Origin of the sequence: Larsenimonas rhizosphaerae, assembly GCF_023700005.1 — a bacterium.
In the GTDB taxonomy this organism is placed as follows: Bacteria; Pseudomonadota; Gammaproteobacteria; order Pseudomonadales; family Halomonadaceae; genus Larsenimonas; species Larsenimonas rhizosphaerae.
The window spans coordinates 582,470-603,203 of record NZ_JAMLJK010000001.1 but is presented as its reverse complement, the minus strand read 5'-3'; the positions used below and the strand labels follow the sequence as shown (position 1 = coordinate 603,203).

At 62.1% G+C, this 20,734-nt stretch carries 16 protein-coding genes; 4 read left to right on the top strand and 12 right to left on the bottom strand.

What is annotated here, in order from left to right:
* Window positions 1–207: 207 nt before the first annotated feature.
* From madM to NAT21_RS02630, 4 genes are all read right to left on the bottom strand, one after another.
* Window positions 208–969, bottom strand: a complete 762-nt coding sequence (gene madM / locus NAT21_RS02645; protein ID WP_250935460.1) for a malonate transporter subunit MadM — start codon at window positions 967–969, stop codon at window positions 208–210.
* 12 nt (window positions 970–981) lie between these two features.
* A complete protein-coding gene (gene madL / locus NAT21_RS02640; RefSeq protein ID WP_250935458.1) occupies window positions 982–1,392 on the bottom strand; it encodes a malonate transporter subunit MadL in 411 nt (136 codons plus the stop codon).
* Between the two features lie 85 nt (window positions 1,393–1,477).
* On the bottom strand, window positions 1,478–3,019 hold the full coding sequence (locus tag NAT21_RS02635; RefSeq protein ID WP_250935456.1) for a malonate--CoA ligase: 1,542 nt from the start codon (window positions 3,017–3,019) through the stop codon (window positions 1,478–1,480).
* Window positions 3,020–3,044: 25 nt separating this feature from the next.
* Window positions 3,045–4,394: a malonyl-CoA decarboxylase gene (locus NAT21_RS02630; protein WP_250935455.1), complete on the bottom strand. Its 1,350-nt coding sequence runs from the start codon at window positions 4,392–4,394 to the stop codon at window positions 3,045–3,047.
* Between the two features lie 165 nt (window positions 4,395–4,559).
* Here NAT21_RS02630 and NAT21_RS02625 point away from each other — a divergent pair, with 165 nt between their 5' ends.
* A complete protein-coding gene (locus NAT21_RS02625) occupies window positions 4,560–5,228 on the top strand; it encodes a GntR family transcriptional regulator (protein ID WP_250935454.1) in 669 nt (222 codons plus the stop codon).
* 29 nt (window positions 5,229–5,257) lie between these two features.
* On the opposite strand, the gene NAT21_RS02620 is transcribed toward NAT21_RS02625, so the two are convergent.
* The 5 genes from NAT21_RS02620 to NAT21_RS02600 form a co-directional block, all read right to left on the bottom strand.
* Window positions 5,258–6,835: an aldehyde dehydrogenase (NADP(+)) gene (locus NAT21_RS02620; protein WP_250935453.1), complete on the bottom strand. Its 1,578-nt coding sequence runs from the start codon at window positions 6,833–6,835 to the stop codon at window positions 5,258–5,260.
* Between the two features lie 67 nt (window positions 6,836–6,902).
* On the bottom strand, window positions 6,903–8,234 hold the full coding sequence (locus NAT21_RS02615; protein ID WP_250935452.1) for a glucarate dehydratase family protein: 1,332 nt from the start codon (window positions 8,232–8,234) through the stop codon (window positions 6,903–6,905).
* A 145-nt stretch (window positions 8,235–8,379) separates the two neighbouring features.
* Window positions 8,380–9,294, bottom strand: coding sequence for a 5-dehydro-4-deoxyglucarate dehydratase (gene kdgD / locus NAT21_RS02610; protein ID WP_250935451.1), 915 nt, complete (start codon window positions 9,292–9,294; stop codon window positions 8,380–8,382).
* A gap of 277 nt (window positions 9,295–9,571) precedes the next feature.
* Window positions 9,572–11,233, bottom strand: coding sequence for a BCCT family transporter (locus NAT21_RS02605; RefSeq protein ID WP_250935450.1), 1,662 nt, complete (start codon window positions 11,231–11,233; stop codon window positions 9,572–9,574).
* Between the two features lie 126 nt (window positions 11,234–11,359).
* A complete protein-coding gene (locus tag NAT21_RS02600; RefSeq protein ID WP_250935449.1) occupies window positions 11,360–11,560 on the bottom strand; it encodes a hypothetical protein in 201 nt (66 codons plus the stop codon).
* Between the two features lie 126 nt (window positions 11,561–11,686).
* On the opposite strand from NAT21_RS02600, the gene NAT21_RS02595 reads away from it, so the two are divergent.
* Window positions 11,687–13,333 (top strand): dihydroxyacetone kinase subunit DhaK, encoded by a 1,647-nt coding sequence (locus tag NAT21_RS02595; RefSeq protein ID WP_250935448.1) that lies wholly within the window; start codon window positions 11,687–11,689, stop codon window positions 13,331–13,333.
* On the opposite strand, the gene NAT21_RS02590 is transcribed toward NAT21_RS02595, so the two are convergent.
* The gene (locus NAT21_RS02590; protein WP_250935446.1) at window positions 13,330–14,526 is read right to left on the bottom strand and encodes an MFS transporter; all 1,197 of its coding nucleotides are present in this window, start codon (window positions 14,524–14,526) and stop codon (window positions 13,330–13,332) included. The two genes, NAT21_RS02595 and NAT21_RS02590, sit on opposite strands and share 4 nt — an antisense overlap.
* 168 nt (window positions 14,527–14,694) lie before the next feature.
* Between NAT21_RS02590 and NAT21_RS02585 the strand changes: the two genes are divergently transcribed.
* Window positions 14,695–15,498: a DUF1206 domain-containing protein gene (locus NAT21_RS02585; protein WP_250935444.1), complete on the top strand. Its 804-nt coding sequence runs from the start codon at window positions 14,695–14,697 to the stop codon at window positions 15,496–15,498.
* 95 nt (window positions 15,499–15,593) lie between these two features.
* Complete coding sequence (locus NAT21_RS02580; protein WP_250935442.1) at window positions 15,594–16,637, top strand: nitrate- and nitrite sensing domain-containing protein; 1,044 nt, start codon at window positions 15,594–15,596, stop codon at window positions 16,635–16,637.
* 48 nt (window positions 16,638–16,685) lie between these two features.
* On the opposite strand, the gene NAT21_RS02575 is transcribed toward NAT21_RS02580, so the two are convergent.
* Entirely contained in the window at window positions 16,686–19,016 is a 2,331-nt protein-coding gene (locus tag NAT21_RS02575; RefSeq protein ID WP_250935440.1) for an ATP-dependent DNA helicase, read from the bottom strand.
* Window positions 19,013–20,662: a VRR-NUC domain-containing protein gene (locus tag NAT21_RS02570; protein ID WP_250935438.1), complete on the bottom strand. Its 1,650-nt coding sequence runs from the start codon at window positions 20,660–20,662 to the stop codon at window positions 19,013–19,015. The genes NAT21_RS02575 and NAT21_RS02570 overlap by 4 nt, the downstream gene beginning before the upstream one ends.
* Window positions 20,663–20,734: the final 72 nt, after the last annotated feature.

Sequence of the window (20,734 nt, the reverse complement as noted above, 5' to 3'; positions counted from 1 at the left end):
GTTGTCATACAAACTGTAAATCACCATACCCTGCCCGCCGTGAAAGCGCATCCCCCACCATAGTCCGGCGCATCTGCTGCCCTTCCGGCCGGCTCATGCTGTCGTCTGGACGATAGATACCCAACAAAAACGGCATGAACCGAAGAACGGTTCATGCCGAGATCCTTCCCGCTGGCAGCGGGGGTTACCGGGCTGACGGCATGGCCCTTACACCAGGGCACTCACCGCCAGAAACAGCACGGTCGGGGCCAGCAGAATCCCCAGCCCGGTATAGAAGGTGGCGGTCATTGCCCCGTAGGGCACCAGGCGGGCATCGGTGGCGGCAAGCCCGGCCGCCACGCCACTGGTGGTGCCGATCAGGCCACCGAAGATCATCGCCGAGCGCGGATTATCCAGCCCGATCCATTTGGCGGTCAGCGGGGTAAAGATCATGGTGAGGATAGACTTGACCAGCCCGGCCGCGATGGACAGGGCAATCACCTCGGAACTCGCGCCCAGGGTGGCGCCGGTTACCGGGCCGACGATATAGGTCACGGCACCGGCAGCAATGGTGGTGATATCAACGGCGCTGGTGTAGCCAAAGCTCACCGCCACCACGGCCCCGGCCACAAAGGAAATCAGCACCCCGGCAAACAGGGCAATGACGCCACGCACACCGGCCTGCTTGATCTCCTGAAAGCGTACCCCGTAGGCGGTGGCAATGATGGCCAGATCACGCAGCATGCCGCCGCCCATCAGCCCCAGCCCGGAAAACAGGGTGACATCCGCCAGGCCGTGCTTGCCGCCGGTCATCACGCCGCCCACCCAGGCCAGCGCCAGACCGACAAGAATGGCAATGGCTGACCCGTGCAGCCGCCCTCGGGTAAACCGCTTGCTGACCCAGTGCGCCAGAAACATGGTCAGACCGATCACGGCGAAGGCCGCAATCAGGTGATACTTGTCAAACACCGTCATGATGGAATCGTTCATGGCAGGATATCCTCAGTGTGTGCGGCCGGGCGCTGGAGAGGTCGTGCTGGCGTCACCCGACGGCAGCGGCTCACGACGATGACCGGTCAATACCGGCACCAGCAACAGCCCGAGCGCCATGGCCAGCGCGCCGGCAAGCAGCGCCACCAGCCCGCCACTGAACGCTGCCGCCACGTTCTGGCTGGCCGCCATGGCGACCACGATCGGGATGTACATGGCGTTCCAGAAGGTAATGCCCTGCTCGGTACTTTCCGGCAGGTGGCCGCGCTGCTTGAGAATGCCGGTCACCAGAATCAGCAGCAGCATCGCGATCCCGACGCCACCGAGGTTGGCATCGATGCCCAGCAGGGTGCCGAGAACGTCCCCGGTTACCAGTCCGACCAGCATGCAGCCGGCCAGCAGTCCTACACCGTAAATCACCATGAGTATGTCCCCATCATCATTGTTGTTGTGCCGGGCCGGCCACGAGTGCAGCCGGCAGGGCCATTGTGGTGTGGTGAATCAGGTACTACTTGTCATGTACCGCAGTGCCGGTCTGATACAGATCGGCATGCGCCTCGCGCAGCAGGTTCTTCTGCACCTTGCCCATGACATTGCGCGGCAGTGCGTCCACAAACACCACACGCCGGGGCTGCTTGTAGCGCGCAAGATGCGGTGCCAGTGCGGAGGTGATGTCCTCCTGAGTGACCTCGGCCCCCTCGTTCAGGACCACGGCAGCGGCCACGCCCTCGCCCAGGTCCGGGTGAGGCACGCCGATGACCGCAGATTCCCTGACGCCTGGCAGCTCATCGATGAACTGCTCGATCTCCTTCGGGTACACGTTGTAGCCGCCGGAAATCACCAGATCCTTGTCCCGGCCGACAATGTGCAGGTAGCCATCGTCGTCGAGCATGCCCAGATCACCGGTAATGAAAAAGCCATCCGCACGAAACTCTTCCCGGGTCTTTTCCGGCATCCGCCAGTAGCCCTGAAAGACATTGGGGCCGCGAACTTCCACCAGCCCGTTCTGCCCGGCAGGCAGCTCGGCGCCACTGTCACGGTCAACCACACGCACTTCGCTGCCCGGCAGCGCGAACCCGACCGTGCCCGGCCGCCGCTCGCCCTCATAGGGATTGGACGTATTCATGTTGGTTTCCGTCATGCCGTAACGCTCCAGAATCATGTGACCGGTACGGGCATGAAATTCCCGGTGGGTTTCAGCCAGCAGCGGCGCCGAACCGGAAATGAACAGCCGCATGGCAGCGGTGCTGGTACGGTCAAGGCCGGGCTGGTCCAGCAGGCGGGTATAAAAGGTCGGTACGCCCATCAGCACCGTGGCCTGCGGCATCAGCGACAGCAGCGCCTGGGCATCAAAGCCCGGCAGCAGGGTCATGGAGGCCCCCGCCGTCAGAATGATATTGCAGGCCACGAACAGGCCATGGGTATGAAAGATGGGCAGCGCATGCAGCAGATGATCATCACGGGTGAACTGCCAGGTATCCACCAGTGCCTGGCTGTTGGCAGCCAGATTGCGGTGGCTCAGCATGGCGCCCTTTGAGCGGCCCGTGGTGCCGGAGGTATACAGGATCGCCGCCAGATCATCAGCGCCCATCTCCGCGATGGTTCGATCCGGTGCTTCGTCGGCAACCTGTGCCATCAAACTGCCACTGCAGTCATTGCCGAGGGTTTCCACATGGGCAACGCCGTGTGCCTCGGCCAGCGCGCGATGACTGTCGCGCCGCGCCGGGTCACACACTACCAGGCGGGGCTCGGCATCCTGCAGAAAGTACGCCACCTCGTTATCGGTATAGGCGGTATTGAGCGGCAGATAGACCGCTCCGGCCCGCAGGCAGGCCAGATACAGCATCAGTGCCTGGGCACTTTTCTCAACCTGCACCACGACCCGATCCCCCTGGGCCACTCCCAGCCGGCGCAGCACACCGACCATTTTCATGGCCGTGTCCTGCACCTCCCCGTAGGTATGGGTATCACCTTCGAGGGTGGCCATCAGCACCTTGTCCGGTTGCTGATCAAAATGCGTCTGAAACTGTAGATAAAGATTATGATTCACAATTCATCTCCTGAGATAAGCGGTATCAGGCCTTGTCCCTGCTGCGGGTAAAGCGTTGCTGGCCCTGTTTGGCCGCACGCCGAACCTCGGAGGAGCAGGCAATGGTGCCTTCGCGACTGAACGCTTCGTGATTTTGTTCAATGCGGCCGGGTTCATAGAGGTAATTCACCATGACGCCATGGGACTGCTGGCGCCCCTTGACGGAGGTATCCCCAGGCCAGTTGATGCGGTGAAGACGTGCCCCGTTCCCCAGATGAAATCGCGCGACCGGATCAGCCGGCGCGCCGCGGCGCCTGGCATCCAGCAGGTAATGGCCGGCCAGGGCCGTCACGTCGGAGGCCATCTTGCTGCGGGAGGCCTTGTCATCAAGCCAATCCTCGGCTTCCAGCCGCTCCAGCACATCGCTGCTGCCGGGCAGGCCACCCTCGCTGCGGGTCTGGTCCAGCCATTTGCGAAGCCCGGGCACCGGAGACAGGGTCACGAAGTTCTCAAGCTGCGGCAGTTCACGCTGCAGTTCCTCGACCACCTGCTTGATGAGGAAGTTACCGAAGGAAATACCTTTAAGGCCCGCCTGACAGTTGCTGATGCTGTAGAACACCGCCGTGTCGGCATCCTCCGGTGCCACGTGTTCATCACTTTCCAGAATCGACTGGATGTTGTCGGGGATGCCACGACACAGGGCCACTTCGACAAAGATCAGCGGTTCATCCCCGGTGGCAGGATGGAAAAACGCGTAACAGCGCCGATCGCCCGGGTCCAGCCGCTGGCGCAGGTCGTTCCAGTCGTGAATGGCGTGCACCGCCTCATACCGGATGACCTTTTCAAGCACAGCGGCCGAGGTATTCCAGTCGATGGCCTCCAGCATCAGAAACCCCCGGTTGAACCAGGAGGCAAACAGGTGGGCAAAGTCTGCATCGAGGGGGGCAAGCTCCGGGTGGTCCTTCAGCATGGCCAGCAGGTCCGAACGCATCTGGACCAGTTCATAGGTGCCCCCAGGGCACTGGTTCAACCGCCGAAACAGGGACTGCCGACGCGGCTCGCAGGCACTGCCAAGCGCCTGAAGGGCCGTGTTGTCTTCCGTCTCGCGGTAGCGTGCGTAGGCGGCATGAATCGCGGCCGGATCCGCGGCATACTGATCCGCCAGCAGGTGAAAGAAGGCGCGTTGCTGCTCGGTATCCAGGGTGCGATAGGCGGAGAGGGCCTGCCGCGCAATCAGAATACGGGAGGCTTCACCGCCATGGTGCATCAGGGTGTCACAGGCGGATTCCAGCCGGGCCAGACCGCTCTCTTCCCGTCCACTCTGTCTACTGACGAAGACCCCATTCTGGCGCGCCTTGGCTTCAAGGCTCGACAGCAGTTCCTGCAGAAAACTCATGTTAACGTTCATGCTCTATCTCACCCCCGGTAAGCGCGATCGACACGGCACGCCAATGCCACTATTTAACCCTCAGAATCAGCCTTTTTATATTCTTCAAAATGATATGTTGTATACAACAATCAGCCTGCACCGTCGGGGTGTCAACATGGGAGAAAGTCTAATATGTCTCGGATACCTCAATCGCAGCGCCTGCGCGACCAGCTCGAAGACGCCATTGTGGAGGGGCTTTATGCGCCGGGAGACCGACTGGATCCCGAGGCGCTGGCCAGTGAATACCAGTGTTCGCGCACGCCTGTCCGTGAAGCGCTACAGCAACTGGCCACGACCGGCATGGTGGAGGTAAAGCCGAAAAGGGGGACCTTCGTCGCACGACTAAATGTCATGGAGGTGGTCGAGCGATTCGAGGTGATGGCCGAGCTGGAAGGCATGTGCGGGCGTCTGGCGGCGCGACGCATCACCTCTGATGAGCTGACGGCACTGGAAGCCGCGCACGAGGCCTGTCGGCAGGCCCGTGATGCCGGTGACAGCGACGAGTATTACTACCGTAACGGGGTTTTCCACGAATGCATTTATACCGCCAGCCATAATGACTTTCTGGCTAAAGAGGCACTGCGACTGCATGCCATGCTCAAGCCGTATCGGCGGCTTCAGCTGCACGTGCGCAACCGGGTGAAGGATTCATTTGATGAGCACGAGCGCATCGTTCATGCGCTGCGCAGCGGCGATGCCGAGACGGCCCGCCGTGAACTGATGGATCATGTCCGCCTTCAGGGCGACCGCTTCAATGACATGGCAGCCTCCATACAGCGGCTGCCCCCGCCCCGGGCCTGATGCCCGGGACGAAGACCATGCCGCGTTGGCTAGCGTTCGCGACGCCCGTCCACCAGACGATCAAGCCCCAGCGGGTTAACGTCCCTGAGCGCTTCCGGGCGCAGGACGTCCGGCAGGTTCTGGTAGCACACCGGGCGCAGGAAACGGTCGATGGCGGCTGTACCCACGGACGTGGTACGCGCATCGGACGTGGCCGGGAACGGGCCGCCATGCACCATGGCATCACAGACTTCGACTCCGGTCGGCCAGCCGTTGACCAGAATACGGCCGGCCTTGCGTTCCAGCACCGGCAGAAGGGCCTTGACGTCCTGGGTGTCAGCCTCGTTCATATGCACCGTAATGGTGAGCTGCCCTTCAACCTGCTCGGCCACCTGTCGGGCTTCATCTAAGCTGTCGCATTCAACGATCAGCGAGGTGGAACCGAACACTTCCCGAGACAGCGCCTCATCGTTGATGAAGTGCTGCGCACTCGTCGCGAATAGCCCCGCCTGGCAGGCGTTTTTACCCTCGCTTGCCGGGCCCTGGCCCAGTCGCTCGGCCTTATCGGAGGCGTCCAGCGCCTTGACCGCCTCGACGTAGGCATCGTGTATGCCCGGCGTCAGCATCGTCTGCGCCGTGGCGCCATCAAGCGCTGCCACGGCAGCGCGCTTGAAGGTATCAAGGCCGTCACCCTTCACGGCAATGACCAGCCCCGGATTGGTACAGAACTGACCGGCATTCATGTTCAGTGAGCCGATGAACGCCTCACCAAGGGCCTGCGCCTCGCTTTCAAGCTTGTCGGCCATCAAAAACACCGGATTGATGCTGCTCATTTCCGCATAAAACGGAATCGGCTCGGCGCGCTGTTGCGCGGCCTTCCACAGCGCCAGCCCGCCGCTGCGCGAGCCGGTAAAGCCGGCCGCCTTGATACGCGGATCACTCACCAGCGCATGACCAATGTCGCGACCAGCGCCGTAAAGCAGCGAGAACACACCCTCCGGCAGGTTGCAGCTGGCCACCGCCCGCTGGATCGCACGACCAACCAGCTCGGACGTACCGGGGTGCGCACCGTGCGCCTTGACCACCACCGGACACCCGGCCGCCAGTGCCGAAGCGGTATCACCGCCGGCCACCGAGAAGGCCAGCGGAAAGTTGCTGGCACCGAAGACCGCCACCGGGCCAAGGCCGATATGGCGCTGGCGCAGATCGACACGTGGCATTGGCTCGCGGTCGGGCCTGGCCGGGTCCACGCGCACATCGAGCCACTCGCCATCACGCACGACACGGGCAAACAGACGCAGCTGGTTGCAGGTACGGCCGCGCTCACCGTTCAACCGCGCTTCCGGCAACCCGGTTTCAAGAGTGCCACGCTCGGTCAGCTCATCACCGACGGCCTCGATTTCATCCGCGATGGCTTCCAGAAAGCGCGCCCGATCCTCGAGCGAGGTCTCCCGGTAGGCATCGAAGGCAGCCCAGGCCAGTTCACAGGCCCGGTCAACCTCATCACGGGTGCCGCCGGGATAGCCGGGCTCAAGAGCCTCGCCCGTGGCTGGATTGATCGCATGGACAACCTTCTGACTGCCCTTGACCGCCGTCTGGCCGATGAGTAGTTCCCCAGTCAATTGCATACTGCCTCCGCTAGTGTGCATGGATCCTTTCCATGAAAGGTGTGCATGGACGTCTCTCCATGAAGTCTCAATCCCGAACAAGCGTCGGACGCTTGGGATCGAACTGCCAGCCATCAATCAGGTATTGCATGGCCATGGCGTCATCGCGCTGGCGAACCTCCAGCGAATGATAAAGTCGGTTCGCAGCCTCAATCTGCGCCTTGTCGATCGTGATGCCAAGCCCGGGGGTCGTGGGTACCGAGATCCTGCCGCCCTTGATCCGGAATGGCTCGGTGGTCAGACGCTGACCGTCCTGCCAGATCCAGTGGGTATCGATTGCGGTGATCTCGCCCGGGCACGCCGCGGCCACATGGGTCATCATGGCCAGCGAGATGTCGAAGTGGTTGTTGGAGTGCGAGCCCCAGGTCATGCCCCATTCGTTGCAAAGCTCACCCACCATGACCGCGCCCTGCATGGTCCAGAAATGGCAGTCAGCCAGCGGGATGTCCACCGCATTGAGCGCGACAGCGAACTGAAGCTGCTTGAAGTCGGTCGCGATCATGTTGGTGGCGGTGGGAAGCCCCGTACGGCGCTTGAACTCCGCCATGGTTTCACGGCCGGAATAGCCCCTTTCCTGACCACAGGGGTCTTCAGCATAGCTCAACATGTGTTTGATGGGATTCAGCGCCTTCACCGCCTGATCGAGCGTCCAGGCGCCGTTGGGGTCAAGCGTGAGCCGCGCGTCGGGAAAGGCCTCGTACAGCGCGCGGATGCAATCGGCCTCGGCCTCCGGGCTCAGTACGCCGCCCTTGAGCTTGAAGTCCTTGAAGCCGTACCGGGCATGCGCCGCCTTCGCAAGCCGCACTACCGCCTCCGGCGTCAGCGCTTCCTGACAGCGCACCACATCCCAGTCATCGCGCGGTGATTCGGGCGGCTTTGGATAGGGCAGATCCGTCTTGTCCGGGTCGCCCAGAAGGAACAAATACCCAAGCGCCTCGACTTCGTCGCGCTGGCGCCCGAGCCGGCCGAGCAGATCCGCTACCGGCAGCTCGACGTGCTGGCCGTAGAGATCGAACAGCGCTGATTCGATGGCGGTCAATACATGCACCGCCACACGCAGATCGAACGTCTGCCGGCCACGCTCTTCCGGGCCGTTGCCCTCTAGCCGGGCCTTGCACTGCGTCAGCACCTGGCGGAAATCACGCAGGCTCTGGCCCTCGACCAGGTCTCGGCACTGCTCCAGTCCGGCCAGAATGCCCTCACTCGAGGGAATCTCCCCCACGCCGGTGTTGCCGGCGCTGTCTTCCAGCATCACGACACAGCGAATGAACCAGGGGGCGTGGCCGCCGCTCAGGTTCAAAAGAAAACTGTCGTAGCCGGCCACCGGCGTAATGGTCATGCGGGTCAGCGTGGGAAACATGAATAACTCTCCAGAACAGGTCGATCAACGTTGGCATGCAGGGCAGCTCGGCGATTTCAGACTCCATGCGCCCTGAACGTACACACGAGTGGATGGTGTCGTTTCATGATGTACGCCTGTACACATTGCAGGTTCGAGGTGGAGCTTACCGGGCCACGTGGTCGATCAGCGCCTGAAGGCGTTTCGTCTCGTCCGCGGATGGCATCGTCAACGGCGAGCGCACATCACCGCCTGAATGACCGACCAGCGCGGCACCGGCCTTGACCAGGCTGACCGCATAGCCCGGGCAGGTATCGCGCAGCTGCACGAACGGAATGAAGAACTCGCGCGTCAGCCGCGCCACCGTGGCTGAATCTCCGGCACGCAGCGCCTTGTAGAACGACACCGCCATCTCCGGCACGAAATTGAACACTGCCGAGGAATAGGTGTTCACCCCGATGGAAAGATAGGCCTCTGCAAAGATTTCAGCAGTCGGCACGCCACCGACATAGACCAGGCGGTCGCCTACGGTCTTGATGATCGTGTTGAGCGCCTGAATATCGCCCCTGCCGTCCTTGACGCCGATCAGGTTCGGGCAGGCATCGGCCAGCGCCTTGACCGTCTCGGCCTTCATCAGGCCATTGGCCCGGTTGTAATAAATGACGTTGAGGGCGGTCGAGCCACACACCGACCGGGCGTAGTCGAAAAGACCCGACTGCGGGCACTCGGTCAGATACGGCGGCATCAAGAGAATGCCGTCGGCGCCGGCCTCTTCAGCGATGCGCGCGTACTGGCGCGCCAGATGCGCGTTCATGCCGGCGCTTGCAATGACCGGCACCCTGCCGTTGGTGGCCTCGACCGCGATCGTCACGATCTCGCGGAACTCATCAAGCGACAGATTGAAGAACTCGCCGGTGCCGCCAGCCACGAACAGGGTGGAAATTTCATACTTGAGCAGCCACTCGATACGGGCGCGATAGGACGCCGCGTCGAAGTTGCCGTTTGCATCGAAGTCGGTGACCGGGAAAGAGAGCAGTCCGTCGCCAACCGCGCCGGTAACCGCCTGTCTGGAAAACGCCATGGCTCGCCTCATTGATTATTCATGGAACATACGATGATGGTGAAGGCAATTTGTCATACATCATACATTAAAACCCATTAGACCATGGCTTATGAGACCAAGGTGACAACCTTCCCTTATTGCTCCTGCCCTTGCGTGCAACCGCCTGAAATAAAACCTGTTTAGACGCGCCTCGGCACCGATGCACCTTGAAACACGCGCACAAGAAAGGCGGCCCGAAGGCCGCCTTTTTCATACGTGGCGCGCAAGACACGCGCCGTGAGCGCTCATCGCATCATTACTTCGCGCGCGGCTCGGACATCAGCCCCTTGATCACGCCAAAGCAGCCCACCAGCAGCACGATGGCAAACGGCAGCCCGGTCGTGATGACCATGGCCTGCAGAGCCCCCAGACCACCGCCCAGCAGCAGGGCGATGGCAATGACGCCACTGATCAACGCCCAGAACACGCGCTGCGAGGTCGGTGCATCGATCTTGCCACCGGCTGTGATGGTATCGATGACCAGCGAGCCGGAGTCGGCAGAGGTAATGAAGAACACCATGATCAGCAACACTCCGACCAGAGAGGTCACCGTCTGCCACGGCAGATGACCAAGCATGGTAAAGAGCTTGAGCTCCAGCGCTGCATCAGCCACATCCGCAAGGCCTGCATCCACCTGGAAGATGGCCGTGCCGCCAAAGATCGTCATCCACAACGCGCAGACAATCGTGGGCACCAGCAGTACGGCGATCAGGAACTCGCGTACGGTACGGCCACGGCTGACACGTGCGATGAACATGCCCACGAACGGGGACCAGCTGATCCACCAGGCCCAGTAAAACGCCGACCAGGACTGGCTGTAATCAACATCCTCGCGGCCGAACGGCATCGACAGCGCCGGCAGATAGGTGGCATAGGCATAGAGGTTATTGAAAAACCCGGTAACCAGTTCCATCGTCGGCCCGGTAAACAGGATGAACAGCAACAGGGCAAATGCCAGTGCCATGTTGAGTTCCGACAGGTGCTTGAGGCCCGCGTTGACACCCGCGGCAACCGAGCACAGGGTCACTGCCGTGATCCCGACAATCAGCAGCACACGTGTGAGATCAGTATCCGGCACACCGAACAGGAAGTGCAGTCCGGCCGCGGCCTGCTGCGCCCCCAGCCCCAGCGAGGTGGCCAGGCCGAACAGGGTGGAAAAGACCGCCAGGATATCCACGATATGGCCCGGCCACCCCCAGATGCGCTCACCCAGTACCGGGTAGAAGATCGAGCGCATGGTCAGCGGCAGCCCCTTGTTGAAGGAGAACAGTGCCAGTGCCAGCGCAACCATCGCGTAGATCGCCCAGGGGTGAAGCCCCCAGTGCAGCATGGTGGAAGCCATGCCGAGCTGACGCGCTGCGGCCTCATCGCCCATGGCACCGCCCAGCGGAGCGCTATCGACACGGACGCCATTTTCAAACGAGGTACCGCCCATGGCCGCCGTATAATGCGAGATCGGCTCGGACACGCCGTAGAACATCAGCCCGATGCCCATACCGGCAGCAAACAGCATGGCGAACCAGCTGATATAGGTGTGGTCGGGCCTGGCCTCGACACCACCCAGCCGTACCCTGCCCAGCGGGCTGAAGATCAGCCCGACGGCAAGCACCACGAAAATCGCGGTCGAGAGCATGAAAAACCAGGAAAGATTGGCCGTCAGCCAGTCCCGCATACCGTTGAACAGCGGCTCCATCTGCGACTGCATGGTCAGTGTGAGCACTACAAATAACAGCACCAGTAGCGATGATATGCCGAATACCTTGCCGTGCAGATCCACGTTGAACAGCACGCGGCCCTGAAAATTGTCCTGTCCGATGACATAATCGGTATCGATCATGTTGGAATCGCCCGTGGGTGCCGGTATCCCTTCGCCGGCGTCGGCCTCATCCTTTTTTTCGTTATCCGATGTACGCGTCAAAGTCCTTCTCCATCGTTGTCTTTCATCATGAGTAACGTTTTCGTCCCTGCAGCCATCTCTCATCAACGACATGAGTGGTCAAACGCGTGTAATCCGGAGTGGGTCCGGCGTATTCCGGGGGGCGGGTCAGAAGGGGCGACGCGGTGAAATGGCTGGTGCGGTAGCGTCCACGGCATACGACGCGATGGCATGCCGCTGCGAATACCTCGCCGCACCGATGCATTTCTCCAGTGGCCGAGCGAGTCGGCTGGCGTCCTCATCCATGACCTGACCAGCGTTGCCCGGGCGCGCCATGATAAAGGCATACACCGCGATAGCAACCGACAATGACCACCCTGTCCATCAGGCCAGACCGATGTAAACAGGCCTTCCACCAAAGAACACGTTGTAAACGCGCATCCATGCCGGTTTGCGCGCTACCCTGTAACGACACTCATCAATGCAGGAAGACCGATGAAGCGCTTTTACAATGACGCCGATGCTGTTGTCGATGAACTGCTGGCAGCAGAGGCGCACCTTCGCTCTGTTCGACTATCGACCCATGCCAGTGGCATGCGCATCATGGTGCGCGCCGACTGGTGTCGTAACGAACAGGGAGCAGACAAGGTGGCTGTGCTCTCCGGAGGGGGCGCAGGTCATGAACCCGCGCATGCCGGATTTGTTGGTGAAGGCATGCTGACAGGGGCGGTATCCGGCAGCATTTTTGCCTCGCCCAGTGTCGAGGCCGTACTGGCGGGGATTCGGGAAGTCTGTGGCACGGCCGGCTGCCTGTTGATCGTCAAGAACTACACCGGAGATCGCCTGAACTTCGGCCTGGCTGCCGAACGCGCCAGACTCGAAGGACTGAAGGTGGAAATGGTGATCGTGTCCGATGATATCGCGCTGGACGATGTGACCCAGCCCCGCGGCATTGCCGGCACCGTTGCCGTGCACAAGGTGGCGGGCTATTACGCCACCCAGGGGCACTCCCTTTCGGAGGTGGCACGCCTGGCAGAAGACGCTGCCGGCCGACTGATGTCGATGGGCATGGCGCTGGAAGGCGCCGCCCTGCCCGGTCAGACACGTGAGGAACGACGCCCCGAACTGGGGCTGGGCATTCATAACGAAACCGGCGCCCGGGAGGTCAGCCCCGACAATGCCCGCGATGCCCTCAATCTGGTGCTCTCACCGCTGCTGGAGGCGATGGATGCCCGGCACGGCAAGCGCGTTCCGCTCATCGCCCTGCTCAACAACCTGGGCTGCTGTTCCAGTCAGGAGATGAGCACGCTGACCTTTGACCTGCTCGATCAGCTGGGACCGGAGCGGCTACCCATGCTGATCGGCCCGGCGCCGATGATGACCTCGCTGGACATGCACGGCTTTTCCATCACCCTGCTGCCGTTCGAGGATGATCTGGCCACCGCGCTGAGCGCCCCTTCCACGGCTCCCGGCTGGCCCGGCATTCGTCATGTGACGGCACCGGCCTGGTTCGAGCCGGACACACGCGATGAACAGCGCGCCCTTTACGATAATGCGCCACAAAATGATGCCATGACGGCCTGCCTGAACAAGGTGCTGGTGGCCATCGGCGAGTCACGGGAGGCCCTGGATGAGCTGGATGCCAGAACGGGGGATGGCGATGCCGGCAGCAGCCTGAAGGAAGGCGTGGATGCCATTCAGAAGGCTCTCCGGCATCAGCGTCTGCCGGCTGACAACTGGCCGGCACTGCTGGCCGGCATCGGCGAACTGCTGGCGCGTGACATGGGCGGGTCCAGCGGCGTGCTGCTGTCCATCCTGTTCACGGCCAGTGCCGCCGAACTGGCCAATAACGACGACTGGGCGCATGCCCTCACCCAGGGTGCCAACCGCATGCAGACCTATGGCGGCGCACAACCGGGGGATCGCACCATGATGGATGCGCTATGGCCGGCCATCAAGGCGCTTGAACAGGGCAAGGGGCTGGAAGGCGCCGCCCGTGCAGCCCGCGAGGGAGCCGAATACACCGCCACGTTGGCAAACGCCGGTGCAGGCCGGTCGTCCTATGTGCCGGCCGACCGGCTGGAAGGCGTTATCGATCCCGGCGCGGAGGCCATCGCCAGAGCGTTTGAAGCGCTGGTTTAAGCCGTGTCGTGGCGGCCCTCACGCGAGGGCCGCCCGGCCATCCCTGCAACCGCCGCCGCCAGCGCCAGTCCGAGCCCCAGCAGGGCAACGCCATTCCATTCAAGGTGCTGGTACGCCCACGCAGATGCCAGAGAGCCTGCGGCGCCCCCCAGAAAATAACAGGTCATGTAGCCGGCATTCAGGCGATTGCGGGCAGCCTGATCCAGCGAATAAATCAGATTCAGATTGGTAATGTGGACCGCCTGAACGGCCAGATCCAGCAGGATGATGGCCAACACCAGAATGGCCAGTTCATGGGGCGCCCACCACAGCAGGCCCCAGGCCAGTACCAGCAGAACCAGCCCGCCCAGAGTGGTCTGATGCCCGCGCCCCTGGTCCACCAGATGACCGGCCTGACGTGCGGCCAGCGCACCGGCAGCGCCTGCCAGCCCGAAAAGCCCAATGGCGGCATCGCTGTAATGATAGGGTGCGCTCGACAGCAGGAAGGCTACCGAGGTCCAGAGCGCACTGAACATGGCAAAGCTTAAAAACCCCAGCAGGGCACGCTGGCGCAGCAGGCCATGTTTCACGAACAGATGGCCGATAGAGGCCAGAAGTGCCGCATAGGACATGCGGGTCTCGCTTTTATACGACGGCAGGGCGCGATACAGCACGGCAGCATTGATCAGCATCAGGATGCCCGCGACCCAGTAGACCGTTCGCCAGCTCCCCAGACTGGACAGGGTGCCGGACACGGTCCGGGCCAGCAGGATGCCCAGTAACAGGCCGCTCATGACGGTACCCACTACCCTGCCCCGCTGCTCCGGTTCCGCCAGGGTGGCGGCAAAGGGCACCAGCACCTGCGCCACCACCGAAAAAATACCGGTGAGTGCCGTGCCGGCCAGCAGTACCGGCAGGCTGTCGGCATTGGCACTGATGAACAGGCCGGTCGCGGCCAGAAGCATCATGACGCCGATCATGTTCCTGCGATCCAGCAGATCGCCCAGAGGCACCAGAAGCAGCAGGCCGGCCGCATACCCCAGCTGCGCCACGGTCACGATGATACCGGCACTGGCAAAGGACAGCCCCAGCTGATCTGCAATCGTATGAAGCAGCGGCTGGGCATAGTAGTTGCTGGCGACCGCTACACCGGTGGTAATGGCCATCAGCAACACCAGCGGTGCACCGAGCCGATAGGACGGGGGCGGATTCATGAGGGGGTCTCTGTCGGTCGTAGGAGGGGGCCATGTTAGCTAAACTCCCACCAGCCGCAACCGGCTCTCATGAAAAACTGCGCAAGCCCGACACTCCCGGGCGTAGTAACATCATGCATCAAGCGCGCCGCAAGAAGCGTCCATGCGCATCATATACAGGGAATTGTAATGAACCATACAAGCGGCAACACGCAGCGAGGCGTCTCGCTGGCAGCACGAGCCGGATACACGGCCAAGGGCATCGTCTACGTATTGATCGGCGGGCTCTCCGCCATGGCTGCCTTCGGTCTGGGTGGGCAACGAGGCGGCGCCTCCGAAGCAGTGACACACATGGCCTCGAAAACACTGGGAACGACTCTGATGGTGGTTCTGTCCATAGGCCTGCTCAGCTATACCGCCTGGCGCATCATTCAGGCGGTACTGGATTCCGAAGACAAGGGCAACGGCCTGAAAGGCATTCTGGTACGCACGGGCTTTGTCATCAGCGGGCTCACCTACGCTACCGTCGCATGGCGCTGCATCAACCTGTTGATGCAAAGTGCCAGCTCCTCCTCAAGCACCTCCCAGCGCACGGCCATGGTCATGCAGCACCCCGGCGGGCTGATTGCCATCGGTGTTCTGGGCATTATCGTGGCGCTTGTCGGCCTGCGTCAGTTTCAGCGCGCCATCAAACGCAGTTACCGCAAAAGCTGGCATACCGAAAAGATGCCGGAACATCAGCTCAGGATCGCTGATGCCATTGCCCGCTGGGGGCTGTCGGCCCGCGGCGTGGTCTTCCTGATCATTGGCGGATTCCTGTGCCTTTCAGCACTTCATACGGACCCAAGCCAGGCCAAGGGGCTGGGCGGTGCGCTGACAACCGTGGCCCAACAGCCCTTCGGCCCATGGCTGCTGCTGGCCGTCGCGCTGGGGCTTATCGCCTATGGCGGGTACTGCTTTGTGAATGCCCGATACCGCACGACCAGCGCCTGACACCAGGACAGGACTCATCCGTGCTAAAGCTACCGGTATAACCTGCGATAACATTGCTATCGGGTAATTCCTTCGCCACATCGGGCCACGCCATCATGGAACGCTTCACTTACTCGCCCTTCCGTCTGGCCATTGCGGCTGGGCTTGCAGGGTCCGGAGCACTCCTGGTGGCCTTCCTCTTGTTCAGTGCCCTTCAGCAATGGCGCATTACACATCAGGCAGGCCATGAGCTTCAGCTCGCCAGGCTGACCATGGCCGGCAGTGAACTCGTGCATCAACTGCAGCGCGAGCGTGGATTATCTGCAGCCGTACTGGGTGATGACAGCGCCACACTGACCCGGCAATTGACGCGCCAGCGTACAGCGACCGACGAAGCCCTCTCCCGCTGGCAGGCAACCTACACTTCCCTGCGTGATGCACTGCCCGAATCGCTTGAACATACCAGCAACGACATGATGCACCAGCGCCTGGATGCGCTTGGCAGCACGCGTGAACTTGTCGATGCCCACCACTACGAGCTGGATGGGCTGCTTCGTTACTACACCGAGATAAACCGCCATCTGATAACTGATCTGAAGGACGCCTCCACCCATACCGATGACATCATGATCAGGCGCCAGTGGCTCAGCTGGTACAGCCTGGCCCTGCTCAAGGACGATGCCGGCCTTGAGCGCGCCCTGGGGGCCTGGGCCTATGCCAACGATGCCATGCCGACGGCACAGTTCCGCCGTTTCATGTCGCTGATCCGGCAGCAGAGCAATTACCTCTATGCCTTTCGCATTCAGGCCTCTCCCGCCATGGTGCACAGTGGCGAGGCTGTGATGGAGGCCGTCAATGAACAGGACATCGAGGCCGAACGAGACTGGATTGTGCGCCAGGCGGGCCATGGCGGATTCGATCGCGATCCCTCCCGGTGGTTCAGCCTTCAGACCACCCGCATTGATCACCTGCACACCCTGGAAGGCCGGGTATTTCATGCGCTGAAAGACACCCTTGATCGCCGCGATGCTGATGCCGAACACGCCCTGTGGTCTCTGGCTGCTGCCAGTATTGCCCTGACCGCCGGCCTGATGGCTGCCGGTATCTACCTGTGGCGGCGTCGACACCAGCTGCTGTGCCGACAGGCCCCTGACGACTGATCCATCGAGCAGTCCTGCCCGATCACCCACCGCACCGCGACGCTCTGTTCATTCAGGGTCGTGACGTCCCAGCTCCCACCATGTCGGCAACAGCGCCTGCACCTCGGCCCGGTCAAAGCGGTCATCCATCAGATGAATGACGCCGGTATCCTCGGGCGTTCGAATCACTCGCCCGGCGGCCTGCACCACGCGCGTCAATCCGGGGTACAGGTACACGTAATCGTAGCCATGACCCAGGTACTGATCGAGCCGTCGGCGCATCGCTTCATTGACCGGGTTAACCTGAGCAAGTCCCAGCGTGGCGATAAACGCTCCGATCAATCGCGTGCCGGGCAAATCAATGCCCTCGCCGAAAATGCCGCCCAGCACCACAAACCCGATCCCCTGCCCGCCTTCCTCGAAACGAGCCAGAAAGGCACTGCGGGCGGACTCGTCCATACGGGCGTCCTGCGCCCACACCGGGATGGATGGAAAGGCCTGCATGAAGGCCGCCCGCGCGTCACGCAGATAGGCATAACTACTGAAAAAGGCCAGATAATTGCCGGGCTGCTGCATGAACCGATCAGCCATCACCCTGGCCATTGGTGCCAGCGAGGCTGCCCTGTCGCGGTAGCGCGTTGATACATGTCGCTCCACATGCACCTGCAGTTGTCCGGCGGTAAAGGGGGACGCTACCGAGTGGTATGTCGCCGTTTCAAGCCCCAGCAGGCGTCGATAATAGGCCGCCGGGCTCAGGGTGGCAGAAAACAGCACCGCAGACCGGGCCGCCTGCCAGCGAGGGGCCAGCAGAGCGGCCGGCAGCACACAGCGAAGGCTCAACCGGGTATCACGATATCGGCCACGCGCCGGAGTGATAACCTCAAGGTCCGCCATGAAGTGGTCTTCGTCAACGCGCTCGGCCAGGCGAATCAGGTGCAGTACATCGAAGTAAAGGTTCAACAGGTCACTGTCCAGCGGCAATGGCGAGGTCGCCATCATCTCGGTCAGCGTCGCCGAGATTCCTTTAAGGGCTCGAATCATCCCGGTGGGCAGTGCCTTTAGCTCACCATACTCGGCAGGCGTTGCCTCCGTACGCTCATCTCCCAGTACCGTTCGGTTCAGAGCCAGCCATTGCCGCTGCAGGCGGTCCATGTCCTGACGCAGAGGGGGCGTGGTCTGACGGCGCACCGCGCGAAATCGATGTTGATCCAGATGGGCGGAATACATGCCCCGCACGCGATCGACCAGGTTATGCGCCTCATCCACCAGCACGCCCACCTGCCAGCGTTGTTGCCGCGTCAATGCATGAAGCATGGCACTGAGATCAAAGTAATGATTGACGTCGCCAATGATGACATCCGACCAGCGCGCCATCTCCTGCCCCAGATAATACGGGCAGATACCGTGCGTCAGGGCCTGAGTACGCAGGGCCGGACCATCCAGCAGCCCGGTCTGCGTTGCACAGGCCTGGCGCGCGGCCGGCAGGCGATCATAGAACCCTTGCGCCAGTGGACAGGAATCACCGTGACAGGCCAGATCAGGATGCTCGCAGGCCTTGTCTCGGGCGCGCAGTTCCAGCACTCGCACCGGCACCCGGTCGGCGGCCCCCAGCGCAGCAAGGCCATCCAGCGCCAGCTGCCGACCGGTCGTTCGCGCCGTCAGAAAAAAAACCCGATCCAGCCGGTCCGGCATGGCCTTCAGCATGGGAAACAGTGTGCCCAGGGTCTTGCCCAGCCCGGTCGGGGCTTCCAGCAGGGCATGACGCCCCAGATGGGCTGCCTTGTATACGTTCTCGGCCAGTGGGCGCTGGCCGGGGCGAAAATCTGCAAAGGGAAAGGCAAGCGTTGTCAGTGCCTGATCACGTGCGGCGCGATGCGCCAGCTCCTGATCGGCAAAGGCCTGAAAGCGTGTCACCTCATCGATGAAGAAATCATCGAGGGCCTCGGCACTCCACCACTGCTCCAGCCGGGTTTCCTGCTCGGTGGCAATATCGAAGTAAATCAGTACCACCTGCATGCCATGAAGCGCTCGCGCCCGACAGATCAGAGCGGCATAGACACATGCCTGGGCCCAGTGCAGTGCCCGCTGATTGGCCGGCATGGCATCCAGTGCCCCGCGGTGGGTCTTGATTTCCTGCACTTCCGGCCCGTGCGGGCCCTGCATGTCAATGCCGTCACAACGCCCGCTGACCTCTACCCGACCCGACCGCGCCGACAGGGTAACTTCGGCTTCGAACGTCTCGCCTCGTCCGGCCGCCACCCGCTGATGCCCCTCTACCCCCTCCTGCGCGGTCGGTGAGGGGGTAAAGCGCAGATCCAGATCGCCGGTACGTGCAGTAAAGTCACACAGGCTTCGCACCGCGACCCGGTAGGGTGATGCCTCGATACCAGGCTCGCTCATGGATCTCCCTTGTCGCTGTCATCCCAGCGAACATGGCACACCTCTGCCGGTAGATCGTGCCGGGCAAATACCGCCAGCCAGCGTTTCTGGTTGTCCTGCAACCGATCCCCGGGCCCCTTGACCTCGATCATTCGATAGCGCTGCTTCGCCGGCTCGAACTGAATCAGATCCGGGAAGCCGGCCCGGTTGGCCTTGATGTCGTGCAAGAGTCGCGTGAATATCAGTTTCAGATGCGCTGCCGGAATGCAGGCAAGGGCAAGGTCCAGCACCTGGTCAGATAGCCCCCATACGACAAAGGGCGACTGCAGTCCGGCCTTTTCTGACCGCATCCGGGCAATCCAGTCCATATACCGGCCATCCTCCAGACGCGCCAGCGCCTGATCAAACAGCGCCTTTCGCCGATGTACAAAATCCGGGCGAAACAGATCGGCCGGCCCATGATGAAAGGGGTGAAAGAACGCCCCCGGCATCGGCGCAAACAGGGCGTCCCAGCAAAGCAGGCCAAACAGGGTGTTGAACAGGGCATTTTCAACATAAACCACCGGCGCATCCGGTGTGGTAAAGGCCTCGGCCACCGCACGTTCCACCGAGGCACTGCGAGGCAGTGTCACTGTGCAGGAAGGCGTCGCCGGTGGTGGCGCATCCGGTACCAGCACATGCCCCAGCCGTTTGGCCAGCCGGGGGCGAAGGCGCGCCAGTTGCTGTGCCTCCGCTTCACTGATGGGGGCTGCCCACGCTGTATCCGCCAGAACCCAGGCGGCCTGGGGGTCCTGTTTTTCAAGCAGGCGCAACCGGCGCATTCGCGCCTCACTGTCACCACTTTGCTCAAAGGCGGCCAGTGCGGTCTCCGTTTGCTGCTGTCGCTGCGCGGCAAGACCCAGCTGATACAGCAGCCGGTCCCGCCGCCCGGTCAACCAGGCGTTATCTGCGGCCACCTCGGGCACACTGGGCAATAATGCATTGGGGGATTCACCGGCATCCAGCGCCTCACGCTGGGTACTCAGGGCCAGATAAAGATCGATATCGGCCCGGCAGTGAAAGGCGCGCGCCGCCTCTGGAAAGGCGACTGTTTCAAAGCGGTAAACGCCCAGCTCGGCCAGCACGAATTCTGACCAGTGCTGCCGCAGGTTACCGAAGAACATCAGGCGTAGACGCAGCAGGATCTCACTGCAGGTCAGGGTGTAAAGCGGCTCGGTCGTGGCCGACGCGCACCAGTGATCAAAGGGAGCCGGGGCCATGCCGCACCGTGCGATCAATGCCTCAACCCGGTCGCCCTTGCTGCGGCCAGTCACTCCCTCCCGGCGCGCCAGCGTACTGACATCGGCACTGCTCATCAGCGGAGCAGCCTCGGGCAGTGACAGGGCAACGTTACGGACCACCAGGCCCTCCTCAATCAAGGGTGCCACCGCGGCGGCGGTCGATCCGATTTCCGGGTAGTTCAATCGATGGTGACGAAAGTGATCACCCTTGCGCATCGCCATGCGGACCAGCAGCGCCCGGGCTGATTCCGGCAGGTCATGAAAGGCGGTAATGAACGCGGCTTCAGCGCCTTCCAGCAGCGGTGCATAGCGCGCCGTCAGCCAGTCGAGCACAAAACAGAAATTACGCAGGTAATAATGGGGGTCGTCCAGTACCGGGCGAGACATCGAGACCTCATGGCGGCGGCAAAAGCACTGAGCAGATATACAGCAGTCTACCCTGCCTTGCCGTCGCGGCCA